Source organism: Myroides sp. N17-2, from assembly GCF_002286775.1.
GTDB lineage: Bacteria > Bacteroidota > Bacteroidia > Flavobacteriales > Flavobacteriaceae > Flavobacterium.
Map to the genome: position 1 here is coordinate 52,867 of NZ_NSGJ01000005.1, position 16,206 is coordinate 69,072.

Sequence of the window (16,206 nt, forward strand, 5' to 3'; positions counted from 1 at the left end):
GCACCTTTACTTCAACTCTTCTTTTTTATATATAATTGTAGGGTTATTAATACCCTTATTAAGAAGAATATTCTTGAGTTAAAAACTCAACGTAATAACCGTTCCCAACTGTAAATTAGAAGAGATATCAAAGTCAATATGGTGCTGTTCGAAGATTATCGTAGCTAGGGATAGTCCTATACCACTGCCTTTAATCGTACCTACATTCTTACCTCGATAGAATGTCTGCTTAATAAACGCGAGTTCATCCTCAGCGATACCTTTTCCGTTATCAGCAACGATTACTTGTAGTCGATTATCTGTTACAGTTAAAGTAATAGCGATAGGATTGTTATTAGAGTACTTTACAGCGTTCTCAATGATGTTATAGAGTGCTAAGTGAATAAGTGTCTCATTTGCTCTAAATTCTAACTTAGAGAAATCCTCTACTTGTATGTCTATTTGTATCGTGGTTTTAAACTCTATTAACTTCTCTTGAAGTGCTTCATAGATATTCCAAATTAGCTCATCTATTCTAATCAATCCGTGGTCTTTCTCCGCGTTCTTTAACCCTGATAACAGCAATAGATTACTTAGGATGTTTTCTATTTTATAGACATTTTCTAAAGCGTCATGTGCTACCTGCTGATACTCTTCAGGAGTGCGCTCTTTCTGTGCAAAAACTTCCAGATTTCCACTGATAGCAGTTAGTGGTGTTTTAAACTCATGAGAGACATAATTAATAAAATTCTTCTGTATTAAAAACGTCTCAGATAGGCGAGTTAAGAGGTTGTTATAGGTGGAGATAAGTTCTTCTAGTTCATCATTTGATTTAGGCACTTCTATGCCGTGTTCTAGGTTAGAATAATTGACTTGATTGACCTGTTTTACGATGTCTTTAATCGGCTTATATGCTATGTTAGAGATATATCTACTAAGGAAATATATCGCTAATAAACCTCCGATTAATACTGCAGATAGGATAAGAATTAAGGTTCTCATTTGCCCTATAAAATCAACCGTAGATTCTCTAGTAAAGACTACAAAATCTCCTTGATTATCGGGGTAGTATATCCCGTAATAGAAGTGCTCTTTGTTCTTAAAATGGTAACTCTTAAGCGCTCTTACCTTATTTAATTCTTCTCTCGTTAGGATGGGATCTTCTGTTAAAGCACCATAGGCTAGTTCACCACTATCATTATAGACAGCGACATTCTTAGACTGTATAGCAGCTCTAAATTCTTCTTTGATTACAGAGTGTTCACTTTGGGACAACTCGTCTTGTTCTAAGTAATAGATAGCCGAGAGCAGGGTAGTATTTTTAAGTGATCTATTAATCGAGTCTTGCATTTTCGAGAAATAAGCAAAGAAAATCAATAAAGAAGCAACCAAAAAAACAATACCAAAGGCAATCGTACTATAGGTGGTAAGACGAGTTCGTAAATTCATAAGTTATTCTTGTAGCATATAGCCCGTTCCTTTAATAGTGTGGATTAGTTTACCATCTGATTCATTAATCTTATTTCGCAGATAAGAGATATAGACGTCTACCACATTTGTATTGGTGTCAAACTGAATACCCCATACACGCTCTAGTATCTGCATACGAGAGACTACACGATCCTTATTCTCTAGTAAGAATAAGAGTAGTTTATATTCACGTGGAGAGAGATCTATCTGTTTATCATTCTGAGTGACCAAGTGTTTCTCAGGGTCTACTTTCAGGTTGCGACAGATATATACTTGTTCTTTCTTTTCGTAATTAAATTTAGTACGTCTCGTCAATGCATTAATGCGAGAGAGTAGTTCACTAAAGTGAAAAGGCTTAGTTAGATAATCATCTGCACCACTGTCTAGTGCAGATATTTTATCCGATGTTTCACTAAGTGCACTTAACATTAAGATAGGAGTATAGTTCTTCTTAAAACGAATCATTTTAGTTAACTGTATACCATCTATACCGGGTAGCATAATATCCATAAGAATAAGGTCCCAATCATTATTTAAGACTAGTTCTCTAGCTTCTTCCCCAGTTGAGGCAAGCTGTACTTGCATTCCGTTCTCTTCTAAACCCTTGACGATAAAGTCGCTTATACGCGAATCGTCTTCCACAAGTAATATATTCAAGGCTAAATTCTTTCTGTATTTGATTTCATAAAATCGGTTACTAAGTACGCGATTAGTTTACCTACTAATGCTGTATTCTGTTCTGCATCTAGAGAAGGCGCACCTTCACAAATGTGGATATATCCTGCATATCTAGATTTGGCAAAGTAATGAATAAACTGTCTTAGTCTCTCTGCTGAGAACCCTGTAGGAGTTATCGCACTACTAGCTACTAATGGCACTGCGTCTAGATCTATTTCGATTCCGTACGTATTATTATCTATGTGTTTTTGAGCAGTAATTAGTTCTGTATCAAAAGACTTCTCTTTTCGGATGCGTATCTGCTCGTATGTATTATACTTTACTCGATCTGCATTTAACTTTATTTCATTAAAGACTGTCTTAGAAGTATAGTTCTCATGTAGCCCAAAGATAAAGTAGTTCTTTAAGAACCCTTCTTCAAAAGCGTAAGAGAACCCATTGCCGCTATGACGTCCCTCTAGTGGTCTGAAGTCTGTATGTGCATCAAAGTTAACTACGTTAATAGGCTTGCCTTTTGCTAGAGCAACTCCTTTGATATTGCCATAAGAGTTATTATGTCCACCGCCGATTATGATAGGGATTTTACCTGCCTTAACGATATTAGCTATCGTGTGTGATACTTCCTTATCTATAAGAGAGACAAGTTCAAATAATCTTTTGCGATCTTCTCTGTTGTTTGGATCTAGCTTGTTTGCTTCTTCTTGTTCTTCACTAAAGTCAAGATGTCCTAGTAGAGTAACCCAACTTCCTTTGCAAAAGCGGTTATGTTGAATATTTAAAAAGCTATTTAAAAAAGACTGCCATGCAGACGAAGCTCCAGTACGTCCTAGGTTAGCCTTAACACCGATATCTTCAGGAATACCTACTACGACATAACGCGCGTCTAAAGTAGTTAGTTCATTCTGCCAGTTGTCATCAGATTCTAATATATGTACTCGTTCTCCAAACTTGATTTCACCACTTCTAAATTTAGTTAGTGAAGCAAGGTCACTTTTTTTGAATAGTTTGAGTTTTTGTTTATTCATAATCAGTAGAGTATTGTGCTGTTTTACTTATGTTGTCGCTTTAATGATAACCTTATATATTTTGTACTTTTCCATTTAGAATTACCTGATCAATATTATTAGTACCGAATGCGTAAGGTAGTTCATAGAACGAATGTAATGGTTTTGTTATAATTATGCTTGCTTTTTTGCCTTTAGTTATACTTCCATACTCTTTTTGTACCCCCATAGCATACGCACCATTGATTGTAGCAGCATTAATAGCCTCTTCAGGAGTCATCTTCATTTTAATACACGCTGTTGCTACGACGAAGTTCATATTACCTGAAGGCGTCGTCCCCGGATTAGAATCAGAAGCTAAAGCTAGTGGTAGCCCCGCATCTATCATCTTACGCGCAGGAGTATAAGGGATAGAAATAAAGAAAGAACATGTAGGTAGAGCTACAGGCATTGTTATACTTCCTTTTAATATTTCGATATCTTCATCAGTTACTATTTCCAAGTGATCTACCGATAAGGCGCCATTCTTAACACAAGTCTCTATACCACCGATGGCAGTGAATTGGTTAACGTGTACTTTAGCGATTAAGCCATAAGCCTGTCCCGCTTTTATAATGCGTTCTGTCTCTTCACAAGAGAAATATCCTGTCTCTAAGAAAGCATCTACATATTCTGCCAAGTTCTCTTTAGCGATAGCAGGTATCATCTCGTTTACGATAAGATCTATATATCCCTGATGATTATCTTTATAGACAGTAGGGAAGGCGTGAGCCCCTAAGAATGTAGCTTTGATTGCGATAGGATAGTTGTCTTTTAGCCTCTTGATTACTCTAAGCATTTTTAGTTCAGCTTCTAGCGTTAGCCCATATCCTGACTTAATTTCTACAGCTCCAGTTCCTTGACTAATGACTTCTTCTAATCTTTTGCAAGATTGTTTGTATAGATCTTCTTCTGTAGTCTCTTGTAACTTTTTAGCAGAGTTTAGTATTCCACCCCCTCTATTAAAAATCTCCTCATAGCTAAGTCCGTTGATTCGATCTACGAATTCTAGTTCTCGGTTACCTGAATAGACTAGGTGAGTATGGCTATCAGCCCAAGTTGGTAAGACAGTTTTTCCTGTGGCGTCAATCACTAGATCCATATTGTCTGTATTCGGACATTCATTCATTACCCCGTAGTCTAGGATGATATCGTCCTCTATTAATAGGTAGGCATTATCAAGTTTAGGAAGTATCCCCATTGCTGATCCCTCTAGTTTATCTATAGATTCTTCTCTAACTTGAAGTATTTCTTTAATATTTATAAGTAGTGTTTTCATGACTGTCTGTGTTGTTTTTTAGTTTTAAAATAGAATAAAAGTGTAAAATCTTTTACCTTTAAGCAAATTTACAAAATGTGAGACGAGTTAAATATAAGAAAACTAGAAAACTTCAGCCCAATTCTCTTGAATATTCAGGTTCTTTTCCTGATGTTCCTATCTCAATGCAGCTATTTATCTATGATGAGAATACTTTTGAAGAGTATAATGATTTAAGTTTAAAAGAGATAGAGCAAATAATGGAGACTGCTTCGCCTAGTGCTATAAAGTGGTTCAACTTACACGGTTTGCACGATATTGAGCTATTAAAAGAAGTGGGTAATTTCTTTAGCATAGAATCTTACATTATGGCAGAGATACTTAACTTCTCTAGGAGAACTAGGGTAGAAGAGTTAGAAAATACATTGTTCTTTAGTGTTAAGGCTATTCTACCTTATAGTAATGAGGAAACTATTTTAGATGTAGAACAGATTAGTTTTATATTACAGGATAATGTACTGCTGTCTTTTCAAGAGAAAAGAGGGTCATTCTTTAATCTAATTAGAGAGAGAATTCGCACTAAAACAGGCCAAATTAGAAAGAAAGATTCAGGATATTTATTATATGGACTGTTAGATTCACTTATGGAAAGCTACTTTACGGCATTGGATTTTATAGAAGATAATGTAGAGCATGTATTAGTAGAAGCTAGAACCAAATATCACCATGATGTATTAGTACGAATAGAAGAGTATACACAACAACTTCAAGAGGTGAAACGTGCGATTATCCCTTTGAGAGAGGTGTTATATAATCTTAAGACACAGCATGATAAGAAGAGTGTAGACTGCGTGATTAGTAAGAACAGCATCGGATTCTTTGATCGATTACAATATAAGAGTTTCGAAATGTTAGATCAGATAGATTATAATCTAAACAAATTAGATAGTGCGACTAACTATTTCTTCTCATCACAGAGCAATCGTATGAATGAGATCATGAAAGTATTAACTATTGTGTCTGTTATCTTTATTCCGTTAACTTTTATCGTAGGGGTATATGGAATGAACTTTGAGAATATGCCTGAATTAAAATCAGAAAACGGATATTTCTATACGATAGGGGCTATGGTAGTGCTTGTTCTTGTTATGATTAGCTATTTTAAATGGAAGAAGTGGTTTTAACTTCTTGTGAATTATGATTGTAGTTATACTGTTTGTATTAGTTAGTCTTCTTTGTTTCGTTTTTTATAAGAATCAATGGCTATATATGAGAGGTGGTGAGCATGTCAAGTTAGTGATATGGATGAGAGAGAATATGCATATAACCACTTCAAAAGCTGTTGGATATATCCGATCATTTGTCTTATTCTTATTTATGGGAATACTGATTAGCGCAGTATATTTAAATTATTTCTATTTACCTGAATATCAGATTAAATTAGATTCTGAAGCTGATGTATTCGTGCAGATTCGGGAGATAGGGGGAGATATAGCTGATAAAGTAGCCTTGTTTTTTAAAGAGAACACATGGGCGGTTTATATACTGTTCTTATCGATTGCTATTTATTGGAACTATAGTAGCTTTAAAGATAAGGAGTGGGTATATGAGCATAGACACCCTTCTAGAAGAACGACAGTGTATATCATCAGAGAGCTTTTTGGTAAGAAAGTATCTCGCATCATTAATATTATTATGTCAACGTCTTTCTTATTGATGATCTTAGGAGCAACGATATATCACTTCTACGAAACTTATTTTATCACAAAGTAAGTTCAACTAGTTATAGAAAGGGATCTTGACTTTTTAAAGAAGATAACTCACTTTAGTCAATCCCCGCCATATATGCTCAATTTAAATTCCTAACTTTACAGTTCTATACTCATTTCTATTTCATTAGAAATCAACGATCTTAATCCAAACAAGATTTAGGATTTTATCACTTATCTCAAGACAAAACTACCTTATTTATCTACTACTCTCTATGAAGTTGCCATGTAGCTTTATATGAAAGTATATTGACAGCATCGTGTATGCATAATGACTCCATTAAAAAGGCTGTTCTAATGGAGTCACTATGGACTCATTATGGACTCACTATGGACTCACTCAAACCAAGACTGCATAAAAGTCCCTATTCTAGCCTACTAACAAATGATATGATTATTTTTAAATATTGACCTAGAAGAATGGTCTGAAAAATTCCAATAAAACTGATATTCATTGCTTTGCAAAGATAGGTGTTAAAAACCAAACCTTTTTAATACACCCGTATATTTTGCTATAAATTAAATAGACTAATGCTTTATTTACTAACTTTCGTTGTTTAAGCAGTAGAATTGATATGCTTTTAACTAGCTGTTTTACTTAGTATCTTATGGGTAATATTAATGTAATTACAGAGTAAATTAGAAAGTTAAGATGACTTTAAGACAAAAAAAAGCTCTATCAACAACAATAGAGCTTTATAATAGGAAACAACATTATAACTTAAATAGAACATAGTTCTATGATAGTTCGTATCGAGAATCTCCATTTGTTTATTTAAAACAAAGAGGAGTGATATAGGTTCTATTTATAATATTATCTGAACAGACATCTCTGCACTTATCAAATCTTTACTACAAGAACCTTAGTTATTTAAGAAGGATTATCTTCTTATATACTTACAGGACAAAAGTATGCAAAAGGCATTGGATAATTTCCTAAACAGACGCTAAAACTTACTAAAAGAGTGCTTTTTGCGAATAAAATATAGGGATTGTTAATCTATATTGCTTACTTCTTCAAATTATACTAAAAGCAATGCGCTTTTCTAATTAAATAATAAAAATCCTAGGCGTATTCGTTTGTCAGTCAATGTCTTTTTTAACTTAATAGTAGTTTTAGGTAATTTTTGTTGAATAATATTTAACAACTAGGGCATAAACTACTTAGATAATACTGAATATTTACTTCTTAATCTACATTAAGCAATCTTGATTTAATAAGTGGTATCTTTATACTACTTAAAAACTAGGTCAGTTCACTGATAATTAATTTATTAAAGAACCTCTAACTATTATTGTAGATATAAAGAGAAATAGGGTAGAGTTAATGGATAGTTTTAAGTTTAAGATAGTATTAATAAGATTAAAGAAAGAAGATATGGAAATAGGAATAAGTATGTTTGGAGATCTTAGATTTGACAAACAAAGTAACAAGTACCAACTAGCAGGTCAACGTATAAAAGAGATTATAGAAGAAGTGAAGTTGATGGATGAAGTAGGGTTAGATGTATTCGGAATAGGAGAGCATCATCGTGAGGACTATGCTGTATCAGCTCCTGATATTATCTTAGCAGGTGCTGCTACTGTAACTAAGAATATTAAACTAACGAGTGCAGTAACAGTATTGAGTTCTGATGATCCTGTACGTGTATATGAGGCATTCTCTTCTATAAACGCCTTATCAGGAGGCAGAGCGGAGATAACAGTAGGTAGAGGTAGTTTTATAGAATCATTTCCACTGTTTGGATATGATTTAAATGATTACAACGAATTGTTTACAGAGAAATTAAACTTACTGTTAAACGTTAATTTGGCTGAAGGTCCATTGACGTGGACAGGTAAACACCGCCCTTCTCTAAAAGAACAAGAAGTATTCCCACGAAGCGAAAGTCCCCTAGATATATGGATAGCCGCAGGTGGAACACCAGAGTCTGTACTAAGAGCAGCTAAGTTAGGTTTGCCATTGGTATTTGCCATTATAGGAGGGATGCCTGAACAGTATAAACCTTTCTTTGACTACTATAAAGCAGAGTATATCAATGCAGGGCACGATGTTAGCAAAATGCAAGTGGCAACACATTCACACGGATTAATAGGCGTAGATGGCACTGCATTATCTAAAGCGTATTACCCAACATATAAGGAACAAATGGATCGCATAGGTGCTTCTCGTGGATGGCAACCTTATACTTATGAGCAATATGAGGGGGGAAGAAGTAGAGATGGGGCATTATTTATAGGAGACCCTAATCAAGTAGTAGATAAAATATTATATCACCAAGAGATGTTTGGGTTGACAAGATGGTTAATGCACAGTGATTTAGGTGCGCCAGATCATTTGACTCAAATGAAATCAATAGAATTATTAGGAACTAAGGTAGCGCCTGAAGTTAGAAAGGCACTGTCTAAATAATGATAATCTATAATCCCCCATCAGATTTACAACATCAGATGGGGGATTATTTTATAAGTATTTCTTTAGAATCAAGATAGATTCCTCTATCTGCTGTGTTGTTAAAGATCCGAAACTAAAACGTATTCCTTGTAGTTCAGGTAGATAAGAGAATCTACTAGGTCCCATAATCTTAATGCGTTCTTTTTGTAGTTGCGCTTCTAGAGTTGACCACTTTATCTTTTTAAGGGGAACTAACCATATCGCTAGACCACCATCCGCGATAGTATAATGTACAGCCTCTTTAAGGTGTAAATCCAATAGGTTAGCCGTAAGGTCTCTTTTGTCTTTGTAGTAATTATGTGCTTTCTTGAGGTGTTTTCGAATTGTACCGTCTTCCATTAACTGTAATACGGCCTGCTCCATAATATTATCTCCTTGTACATCTATGATGCTTCTAAGTTCACCTATTTTAGCGATTAGTTGACTATCTGTAGCGATATATCCTATACGAAGTGAGGGTGCAACTACCTTACTCAAAGTGCCTATATATACATAATTAGTGATATTAGGAAGGCTGCTGATAGGCATAATAGGTCTATGCCCATAGTGAAACTCATAGTCGTAATCATCTTCTATAATCGTAAAGTTATATTGATTAGATAATTCGATCAGTTTATATCTTCTTTGTAAACTTAATGTAGCGGTCGTAGGGTACTGATGATGAGGGGTTAGGTAGATTGCCTTGATGTTTTTATACTTCTTTAGATATTCTTCCACCTGCTCGATATTGATACCTTGACTATCCACATCAGCATATAATAGCTGCGCTCCTGCGTGCTCAAATGTGTTCCATGCTTTCTTATATCCTGGGTGTTCTACTATGACGTAATCATTAGGTTTAAGAAGTACCTGCGCTACTAAGTACATCGCCATCTGACTACCTCGTGAGATACAGATTTCCTCTGCAGTGACCTGCATTCCTCTTAAGTGATTAAGCATCTTGCTGATATGCTCCCTGAATTCAAATAATCCTAGAGGAGAAGAATATCCCATCATTTGCCACTTGCCTTTTCGCTTAAAGATTTGACGATAAGCACGGGCTAGTTCTTCTACAGGAGCAATAGAGGTATCGGGATTGCCATCATCCACCATAATGGTGTAATTGATTTGATTCTTGTTCTCCTCGATTATCTCTTTTGATTTTTTCTTAGCAGTGTCTTTTCCTAACAGTTTAGAGACAAAAGTTCCACTACGAGATTTAGATTCTATCCATCCCTCACTTAGAAGCACGTCATATGCCTCTATAACTGTATTTCTATTAACTCCGATAATCTCTGCAAGTTTTCGACTACCGGGTAGAGCCTCTTCCTCTTTTAGTTGACCGAGCTTTATCGCCTCGATAATAGCATCGGCTATCTGTAGATAAACTGCTTTCTTATCTGAATTAGTAAGTTGTATTTGTAGAGGCCATGGTCTTAGCATAACTGGACTAGTATAAAAGTAGGTTATATCAATTAATTCTAGTCCAAATGTACAACCTTAAATCTTCAACTATCTAAAAAATAATTATTTTAAACTAGATTAAGCCATAGATATATAGACAAGATAGCCCTGAATGAATTAAGGTATACTTAACTATAATAGTTTCTTGTTGATGTGCTTTATCACTTTTTAGTGTTGATTTTAGCACAGTGAAGTTGTTTATCTAAGCAAGAAAGTCCGTCATCAGCAGGATAACAGAGATCAGATGTACTTGGGATAAGGCAGTGATTGCTACCTAGCACTAGGAATTTAGCCTCTACTCTAGGGGTAGTAATGATATGCGCTAAGGAAACTATAGTTGATTCTTTAGTCTTTGCAATAAAATAGTAATTATCCTTGTATTTCACTACGTTTAGATAAGGTTTTTCTAATAAAGAAGTACCTAGAATAGGAGTATAGAAAGTCAAAATATCTTTATTAAGATACTTAGCATCTATTAGAAACTGATAGGATTCTTGGTTATTAGAGTCATAATTAATGCGAACGATATTTATCTCTTCTAGGGTTCTCTTCTTATAGGCAAGATTTACATCTGTCAACTCCTGTGCAAATGAATGCATACAGAATAATAAAAGCAGTGGGTATATCAGTTTCATAATGTAGTAAGTTGTGTCTTAAGTTAAGGCACAAATACTATTCCATTGATTTTTTGTTGTTTAAAATAGTTTGATTGTTATAAGTAAAACATAAATTAAGGAGGTATTCTACTTTCTAGAATCTTACCATATAGTATTTTTTCTTTCTTCTTCTTAAAAGGTAATCATATTTATACTTAAATACTGGTATAATAACATAACCTTTATTTGTTAATTTACGTACTAGAGGTTCTGGTAAATCATCTGTAGTATATGAGCTCTTGCCTTGTAATGCTGATTCTTTTAATTTATTGATAATAGATATATATTTTTCTTCTAAAGCATTTTCTGCGATAGAGTTTAATTGATCTGCGGTCATTTGTTAGTTAAGTATGTTTTATTATTATAAAAACAAAATTACATAATTATTAGCATTATTGGTTTATTTGTGTTGATATTTAATGTTTTTTGAGTTTTATTCAATCAAGTATTTGTTTATATGATATAAAGGCCATTATCTATTTAAAATAAAAATCATACTATATAATAGTAGTTAAAAATATTATTATTAGTAGTGTAAATGTGGTATATATTTATTTTTATTTCTCTAAATTATTATATTTTAATAAAATATAGTTTGTATAAGTGAATTATTGATAAGTATTTAAGGGTAAAATATACTTAAATATAGGCAAAGCATGAAGTTGATTTAAATAAAATCGCAAGAGTGTTAAAAGTTGTGAAATAATATGTAGTTTTGTAATTGTATAATACGCAAAGTTCTATTTGTGTTTACTTTAAAAAAGATATGAAGAAATTACATTTAATTACTTTAGGAGTTGCTTTGTTAGGTTTTGTGTCAGTATCTGCACAGAAGATTGAGGGAAGAGTATTTGATAAGAATACTAATACGCCAATTACTGAAGGAGAAGTAACATTTTTTAACGATAAAGGAGAAAAAATAGCTACAGTCTATACTTTAGAAAATGGTATGTATTCTTTTGAATCTCAGAAAGTAAAAGAAATACATAAAGTGGCAACATCTGTTAAGAATTATAGCAAGGCAGAAATTATGATTAACAATCTAGATAAAGGAGCTATTGCTAATTTTGGATTAGTTGCTGCATCAGATAATAAAGGAAAAGTATACACTTCTTCTAATGATGCTAGAACATATTCGAATGAAAATACAGATTATAGAGATACTTCTAGACCAATAGCAAAATATGATAACTCAACATTAGAATCGTTTTACTATGATTTTAATAGCTCTTACTTAACGCCGGATAACAAGTATGCTGTAGATCAGATCGTATCATACATGTATAATAATCCTAATGCTAAAGTGAGAGTGCATGTGTATTTTGATACAAGAGGAAATGTCAAATATGATGAATGGTTATCTCAGCGTAGAGCAGATAGAGTAGTTGATTATATGATATCTAAGGGTATTTCTCCATCTCGATTAATGAAGTGGGTAGAAACAGTAAATTCTAATATCCCAACTAAAGGTGCATATAGTAGAGGTGGAAATGGTGAGAATAGAAGATGTGATTTTGATTTAATATAATGATATTTATAAGTAATATAAAAAGCTCCAAAGCAGTATTGTTTTGGAGCTTTTTTATTGGAATAGAGTGAAGGAGAGTTTACAATACCAAATAGCTTAGATTAGGAAAAGAAAATTGTTGATAAATAAGGAGGAGTTGGGACATTTGTCTTACTTTTGAGCTTTAATAACAACACTAACATAACATGACACTAAAGTATCAAGGGAAGACTAAAGATGTTTACAGTCTTTCAAACAATCAGGTTCTTTTAAAATTTAAGGATGATGTAACAGGAGAGAATGGAGTATTCGATCCAGGAGCTAACACAGTAGGTCTAACAATAGATGGAGCAGGGAGAAGCGGTCTGAAAATGACAAAACATTTCTTCGAAGTATTAGCTGAAAAACAAGTAGAGACACATTATATATCTGCGGATCTTGATGAAGTATCTATGGTCGTTAAAGAGGCTACACCATTCGGTAAAGGATTAGAAGTAATCTGTAGATATAGAGCTGTAGGTAGTTTCTTTAGAAGATATGGAATGTATTGCACAGAAGGAATGCCACTAGATAGCTTCGTAGAAGTAACTATCAAAGATGATGAGAGATGTGATCCTACTATCTCTGATGATGCACTAGAAATGTTAGGTATCTTATCTAAAGAAGAGTATAGCATCCTTAAAGAACGCACAAAACAAATCTGTCAAATCATTAAAGAAGAGTTAGCAACTAAGAATTTAGAGCTATATGACATCAAATTAGAGTTCGGTAGAGATAAAGCGACTAATGAGATTATCTTAATCGATGAGATATCAGGTGGAAATATGAGAGTATATAAAGACAATACTTATATCGCTCCTCTTGATTTAGAGAAAGAATTTTTAAAGTAAAATATAAAAAAGGGATATTACACTGTAATATCCCTTTTTGCTTAAAATCCTATTATACAGACTCGTTTTGTGTATCTGTAACTTTCTTAGGTTCTGTAATGGACTCTTTTGCCATTGCAGTTTCCGTATTAGTTTCTCTAGTAGCTTGTTTGAATTCTTTAATTCCTGTTCCAAGTCCTTTCATTAATTCTGGGATTTTCTTACCTCCAAAAAGTAATAAAGCTATTGCAACAACAACTATTAATTCAGATGGTGCTACTCCTCCTAATGGGATGATTGTTGAAATCATATTGCAAAGTTATTTTGATTGAGAAAAACAAATGTAATTAAGAGAATGGTTATTGAAATACTTTTTAACACTATTTTAATTGTGAATTTGTAAATGAATAATGCACTATAATACGATTTTATCGATGTAATTAGAATTCATTATTCGCAATATTCCCATGTAGCTCATGTGAAAGGAAATAGTGTCACCTACTTTTAATTCTTCCGGATTATCTTCTAAGTCTATAACCATCATATCTGAGCTAGAACCCACGAAAGTAATTTTTTGATTGATAGGAGTGATGTGATCTTCTTCTATATCTAGCAATCCTAAATCAATGATAGCCCGATAGTTCACACTATTCTCCCATTCTGGATCTAGTGTTACTTTTTCTCCTGTCATTTTAAGCCCTATTTCGCCATCTGGCATCATTGGCTTCTCGTGTAGCTCTATTATTTCGGCATGCAGTGTAAATACATTTTGCTTATAATCATCATATTCTGTGTTGTCATAAGCATTAGTTCCCATAAATAAGGTTTCACCTATGCGAAAATGATTGATGTCAGCAGGTAAACTTCCGTTTAACAGCAAGGGGATGGTCACTGAGGCTCCACCGGATAGATAAGGGATCTTTTGGTTAAACTTAAGTTCTAATAGCTCTTTATATAATACTAGTTGTATAAGCTTATCATTATTAGGAAGTACTCCATACATACAGGTGAGGTTAGTTCCCAATCCGATAATCTGAATAGCTGGTAGTGTAAAGACTTGCTGATAGAAGCTTATTAGATCATCTCTTAAGACTCCCTCTCGCAGTTCGCCTAATTCTACCATAATGACTATCTGGTGTACCTTATTCTGCTTAATAGCTTCTTTAGAGAGTAGTTTTATAGTTTCTAGTTCTGTATTGAAGCTAATATCTGCAAATTCAACAATCTCATCTATACTGCCATTGGGTGCAGGCTTTATATAAATAGTCTCAATATCAGGGTCTATAGACTTAATCGTCTTTAGATTAGAAACTCTAGAGTCACATATTTGTTTCGGTTTTAACGCTAAAACTTCCTTTAAGAAAGTCTCGTTACCACATAGTAATTTTCCCACAACGGCCCACTGGGTATTATTCTTTGCAAATAATGCACTGAGGTTGTCGTAATTGTGTTTTAGTTTGTCTCTATCTAAGGTTATATAAGCCATCTTTTATCTAGTTAATCTCATTTCGATATACTTCTTCTCAAATCCCAATCTTTCATATAGGTTCTGAGCGGGATTATCTCTGTCAACGTGAAGTGCTATCGAACCTTTAGCTTCTGTTTTTACTCGTTCTAGTAATTGTTTTCCTAATCCTTGACCACGTACACTTGCGTCTATAGCGATGTATACAAGGATGTGTTCAGGGATAAAACCATCCATTAACGTATCTAACAGTACCGCAATACCTACGATATGCTGTTGTTGATCAAATGCTGATAATATAAAACCTCCGGGTTTATTATTTCGTGCTAATGCATAGTCTATTGCCTTTCTGATATCTTCTTCTTTATCGCCATATTGCTCTAGATGTTGATGTAAAAAGGTAGTATATTGATTAATTTGTTCGTCAGTAGTAGGTGTTAATGCGTCTATTTTATGAATTGTAAGCATAAAAATGATTGTTTTTAGATGCTTATTTAGGCTTTAAACAAAGATGAAGACAAAAAAGAAAAGGTGTATAATAGACCTTTGATTTGAAAGTAAGAAAACAAAAACAATTAGTCGTTTTTGTTGAATATCTCTTCTAATAAAACAGCTAAATAAGCTTGATTAAATAAATTCGATTTCTGTAAAAGTAACAAAACAATGCCGTTTTGACAAATTAAAATAGAATTTATTGATAAAAGAGCAGTGAAATATCGTTGTGTTTATACTAAAAGAAAGAGTCTTCAAATAGGTTATTAGTAGAACGTGGGGTATTTATGAGTATTCGCGAATCTTATATGTTGACCTGCTGCTGTAGCTTGATAAAAACTAGCTAGTATTAAACCTAGATTTAATACGTAATTAGTGTTTATTGTATAGATTATCAATTAGTTAAATTTTTTTTAATACAATAAAAATGAAATATTAGTTATATATTTGTGCTTTAAAAAGTATATAAAATATCTAATTATGAAAACGAATACTTTACATATAGATAAACCCTCTAAAGAATTGTTAGAGTTTTTTAGAAAATTTAAAGTTGAAAAAGAGGAGGTTAAAGCAGATTTAATTTCAAAAAAAGACTTATACTTTCCTAAAAAATTATAAGATTGAGCTTAGAGAAAGTAGTATGTTTCGAAAGTCTCGAAGGGCATGAATACATAGTTAAATTTGATATATTTAATATCTCTGAATTAGATGTATCAGTGCCTATAATTAATATAACTTTAGTTTTAGTTAATGAAAAAGAAAAGAGTTGTACTATCCATGCTCTAAATAAGTTAACTTCTATTGTGTTAGAATATTTAGAATCTAATAATGTTATTCTTTATTACTACTGTGACAGTTATCCTATAAAAATGAGAATTCGTCAAAATGAATTATCACCTCAAAAATTCAGAAGTCAAATCTTTAAAATGTTATTTCAAAGATGTAATTCAGATAGTTATATCTTGCAAAATATAGAAATAAGAGATAATGAAAATGGGAATCATTATATCTCCTTAATTTCTAGTTCTAAAAATAAGGCAGACTTACTATATCTTAAAAACATAGGATTAGAAAACTCTAAACCTTTTGAATCTTAGATTATAATACATTTATTTTCAATAA

At 33.1% G+C, this 16,206-nt stretch carries 17 protein-coding genes; 7 read left to right on the plus strand and 10 right to left on the minus strand.

What is annotated here, in order from left to right; genetic code table 11:
- Positions 1-78 precede the first annotated feature (78 nt).
- The 4 genes from CF599_RS03550 to hutI are packed head-to-tail and all read right to left on the minus strand — an operon-like array spanning position 79 to position 4,449.
- Positions 79-1,428: a HAMP domain-containing sensor histidine kinase gene (locus CF599_RS03550; RefSeq protein ID WP_121964671.1), complete on the minus strand. Its 1,350-nt coding sequence runs from the start codon at positions 1,426-1,428 to the stop codon at positions 79-81.
- 3 nt (positions 1,429-1,431) lie between these two features.
- Positions 1,432-2,106 carry a response regulator transcription factor gene (locus CF599_RS03555; protein WP_121964672.1) on the minus strand — a complete coding sequence of 225 codons (675 nt, stop codon included), beginning with the start codon at positions 2,104-2,106 and terminating at the stop codon, positions 1,432-1,434.
- Between the two features lie 2 nt (positions 2,107-2,108).
- Positions 2,109-3,152, minus strand: coding sequence for a formimidoylglutamase (locus CF599_RS03560; RefSeq protein ID WP_121964673.1), 1,044 nt, complete (start codon positions 3,150-3,152; stop codon positions 2,109-2,111).
- Between the two features lie 52 nt (positions 3,153-3,204).
- Entirely contained in the window at positions 3,205-4,449 is a 1,245-nt protein-coding gene (gene hutI, locus CF599_RS03565) for an imidazolonepropionase (protein ID WP_121964674.1), read from the minus strand.
- A 77-nt stretch (positions 4,450-4,526) separates the two neighbouring features.
- On the opposite strand from hutI, the gene corA reads away from it, so the two are divergent.
- From corA to CF599_RS03580, 3 genes are all read left to right on the plus strand, one after another.
- A complete protein-coding gene (corA, locus tag CF599_RS03570) occupies positions 4,527-5,612 on the plus strand; it encodes a magnesium/cobalt transporter CorA (protein WP_121964675.1) in 1,086 nt (361 codons plus the stop codon).
- Between the two features lie 13 nt (positions 5,613-5,625).
- The gene (locus CF599_RS03575) at positions 5,626-6,201 is read left to right on the plus strand and encodes a hypothetical protein (protein ID WP_143824789.1); all 576 of its coding nucleotides are present in this window, start codon (positions 5,626-5,628) and stop codon (positions 6,199-6,201) included.
- A 1,374-nt stretch (positions 6,202-7,575) separates the two neighbouring features.
- The gene (locus tag CF599_RS03580) at positions 7,576-8,610 is read left to right on the plus strand and encodes an LLM class flavin-dependent oxidoreductase (RefSeq protein WP_121964753.1); all 1,035 of its coding nucleotides are present in this window, start codon (positions 7,576-7,578) and stop codon (positions 8,608-8,610) included.
- Positions 8,611-8,661: 51 nt separating this feature from the next.
- Here CF599_RS03580 and CF599_RS03585 read toward each other — a convergent pair whose 3' ends face one another.
- The 3 genes from CF599_RS03585 to CF599_RS03595 all read right to left on the minus strand — a co-directional run bounded on the left by CF599_RS03585 (position 8,662) and on the right by CF599_RS03595 (position 11,088).
- Positions 8,662-10,074 carry a PLP-dependent aminotransferase family protein gene (locus CF599_RS03585; protein WP_121964677.1) on the minus strand — a complete coding sequence of 471 codons (1,413 nt, stop codon included), beginning with the start codon at positions 10,072-10,074 and terminating at the stop codon, positions 8,662-8,664.
- A gap of 182 nt (positions 10,075-10,256) precedes the next feature.
- Positions 10,257-10,730: a hypothetical protein gene (locus CF599_RS03590; RefSeq protein ID WP_121964678.1), complete on the minus strand. Its 474-nt coding sequence runs from the start codon at positions 10,728-10,730 to the stop codon at positions 10,257-10,259.
- 115 nt (positions 10,731-10,845) lie between these two features.
- Entirely contained in the window at positions 10,846-11,088 is a 243-nt protein-coding gene (locus tag CF599_RS03595) for a hypothetical protein (RefSeq protein WP_121964679.1), read from the minus strand.
- 429 nt (positions 11,089-11,517) lie between these two features.
- On the opposite strand from CF599_RS03595, the gene CF599_RS03600 reads away from it, so the two are divergent.
- Together CF599_RS03600 and CF599_RS03605 are read left to right on the plus strand one after the other, a co-directional pair.
- On the plus strand, positions 11,518-12,279 hold the full coding sequence (locus CF599_RS03600) for an OmpA family protein (protein WP_121964680.1): 762 nt from the start codon (positions 11,518-11,520) through the stop codon (positions 12,277-12,279).
- A gap of 185 nt (positions 12,280-12,464) precedes the next feature.
- On the plus strand, positions 12,465-13,148 hold the full coding sequence (locus CF599_RS03605) for a phosphoribosylaminoimidazolesuccinocarboxamide synthase (protein WP_121964681.1): 684 nt from the start codon (positions 12,465-12,467) through the stop codon (positions 13,146-13,148).
- A gap of 52 nt (positions 13,149-13,200) precedes the next feature.
- Here the strand turns inward: CF599_RS03605 and CF599_RS03610 are convergent, their stop codons facing one another.
- From CF599_RS03610 to CF599_RS03620, 3 genes are all read right to left on the minus strand, one after another.
- Positions 13,201-13,437, minus strand: coding sequence for a twin-arginine translocase TatA/TatE family subunit (locus tag CF599_RS03610; RefSeq protein ID WP_121964682.1), 237 nt, complete (start codon positions 13,435-13,437; stop codon positions 13,201-13,203).
- 105 nt (positions 13,438-13,542) lie between these two features.
- Positions 13,543-14,613, minus strand: a complete 1,071-nt coding sequence (locus CF599_RS03615; RefSeq protein ID WP_121964683.1) for an alanine racemase — start codon at positions 14,611-14,613, stop codon at positions 13,543-13,545.
- A gap of 3 nt (positions 14,614-14,616) precedes the next feature.
- Positions 14,617-15,060 carry a GNAT family N-acetyltransferase gene (locus CF599_RS03620; RefSeq protein WP_121964684.1) on the minus strand — a complete coding sequence of 148 codons (444 nt, stop codon included), beginning with the start codon at positions 15,058-15,060 and terminating at the stop codon, positions 14,617-14,619.
- A 504-nt stretch (positions 15,061-15,564) separates the two neighbouring features.
- Here CF599_RS03620 and CF599_RS19480 point away from each other — a divergent pair.
- Positions 15,565-15,702: a hypothetical protein gene (locus CF599_RS19480; protein WP_158221763.1), complete on the plus strand. Its 138-nt coding sequence runs from the start codon at positions 15,565-15,567 to the stop codon at positions 15,700-15,702.
- 2 nt (positions 15,703-15,704) lie between these two features.
- Complete coding sequence (locus CF599_RS03625; protein ID WP_121964685.1) at positions 15,705-16,181, plus strand: hypothetical protein; 477 nt, start codon at positions 15,705-15,707, stop codon at positions 16,179-16,181.
- Positions 16,182-16,206 lie beyond the last annotated feature (25 nt).

Bases quoted from the DNA above. Each gene is read 5' to 3' on its own strand.
- CF599_RS03580 (WP_121964753.1), top strand. From the start codon at position 7,576: ATGGAAATAGGAATAAGTATGTTTGGAGATCTTAGATTTGACAAACAA.
- hutI (WP_121964674.1), bottom strand. From the start codon at position 4,449: ATGAAAACACTACTTATAAATATTAAAGAAATACTTCAAGTTAGAGAA.
- CF599_RS03575 (WP_143824789.1), top strand. From the start codon at position 5,626: ATGATTGTAGTTATACTGTTTGTATTAGTTAGTCTTCTTTGTTTCGTT.
- CF599_RS03615 (WP_121964683.1), bottom strand. From the start codon at position 14,613: ATGGCTTATATAACCTTAGATAGAGACAAACTAAAACACAATTACGAC.
- CF599_RS03610 (WP_121964682.1), bottom strand. From the start codon at position 13,437: ATGATTTCAACAATCATCCCATTAGGAGGAGTAGCACCATCTGAATTA.
- CF599_RS03585 (WP_121964677.1), bottom strand. From the start codon at position 10,074: ATGCTAAGACCATGGCCTCTACAAATACAACTTACTAATTCAGATAAG.
- CF599_RS03605 (WP_121964681.1), top strand. From the start codon at position 12,465: ATGACACTAAAGTATCAAGGGAAGACTAAAGATGTTTACAGTCTTTCA.
- CF599_RS03550 (WP_121964671.1), bottom strand. From the start codon at position 1,428: ATGAATTTACGAACTCGTCTTACCACCTATAGTACGATTGCCTTTGGT.
- CF599_RS03595 (WP_121964679.1), bottom strand. From the start codon at position 11,088: ATGACCGCAGATCAATTAAACTCTATCGCAGAAAATGCTTTAGAAGAA.
- CF599_RS03590 (WP_121964678.1), bottom strand. From the start codon at position 10,730: ATGAAACTGATATACCCACTGCTTTTATTATTCTGTATGCATTCATTT.
- CF599_RS19480 (WP_158221763.1), top strand. From the start codon at position 15,565: ATGAAAACGAATACTTTACATATAGATAAACCCTCTAAAGAATTGTTA.
- CF599_RS03600 (WP_121964680.1), top strand. From the start codon at position 11,518: ATGAAGAAATTACATTTAATTACTTTAGGAGTTGCTTTGTTAGGTTTT.
- CF599_RS03560 (WP_121964673.1), bottom strand. From the start codon at position 3,152: ATGAATAAACAAAAACTCAAACTATTCAAAAAAAGTGACCTTGCTTCA.
- CF599_RS03620 (WP_121964684.1), bottom strand. From the start codon at position 15,060: ATGCTTACAATTCATAAAATAGACGCATTAACACCTACTACTGACGAA.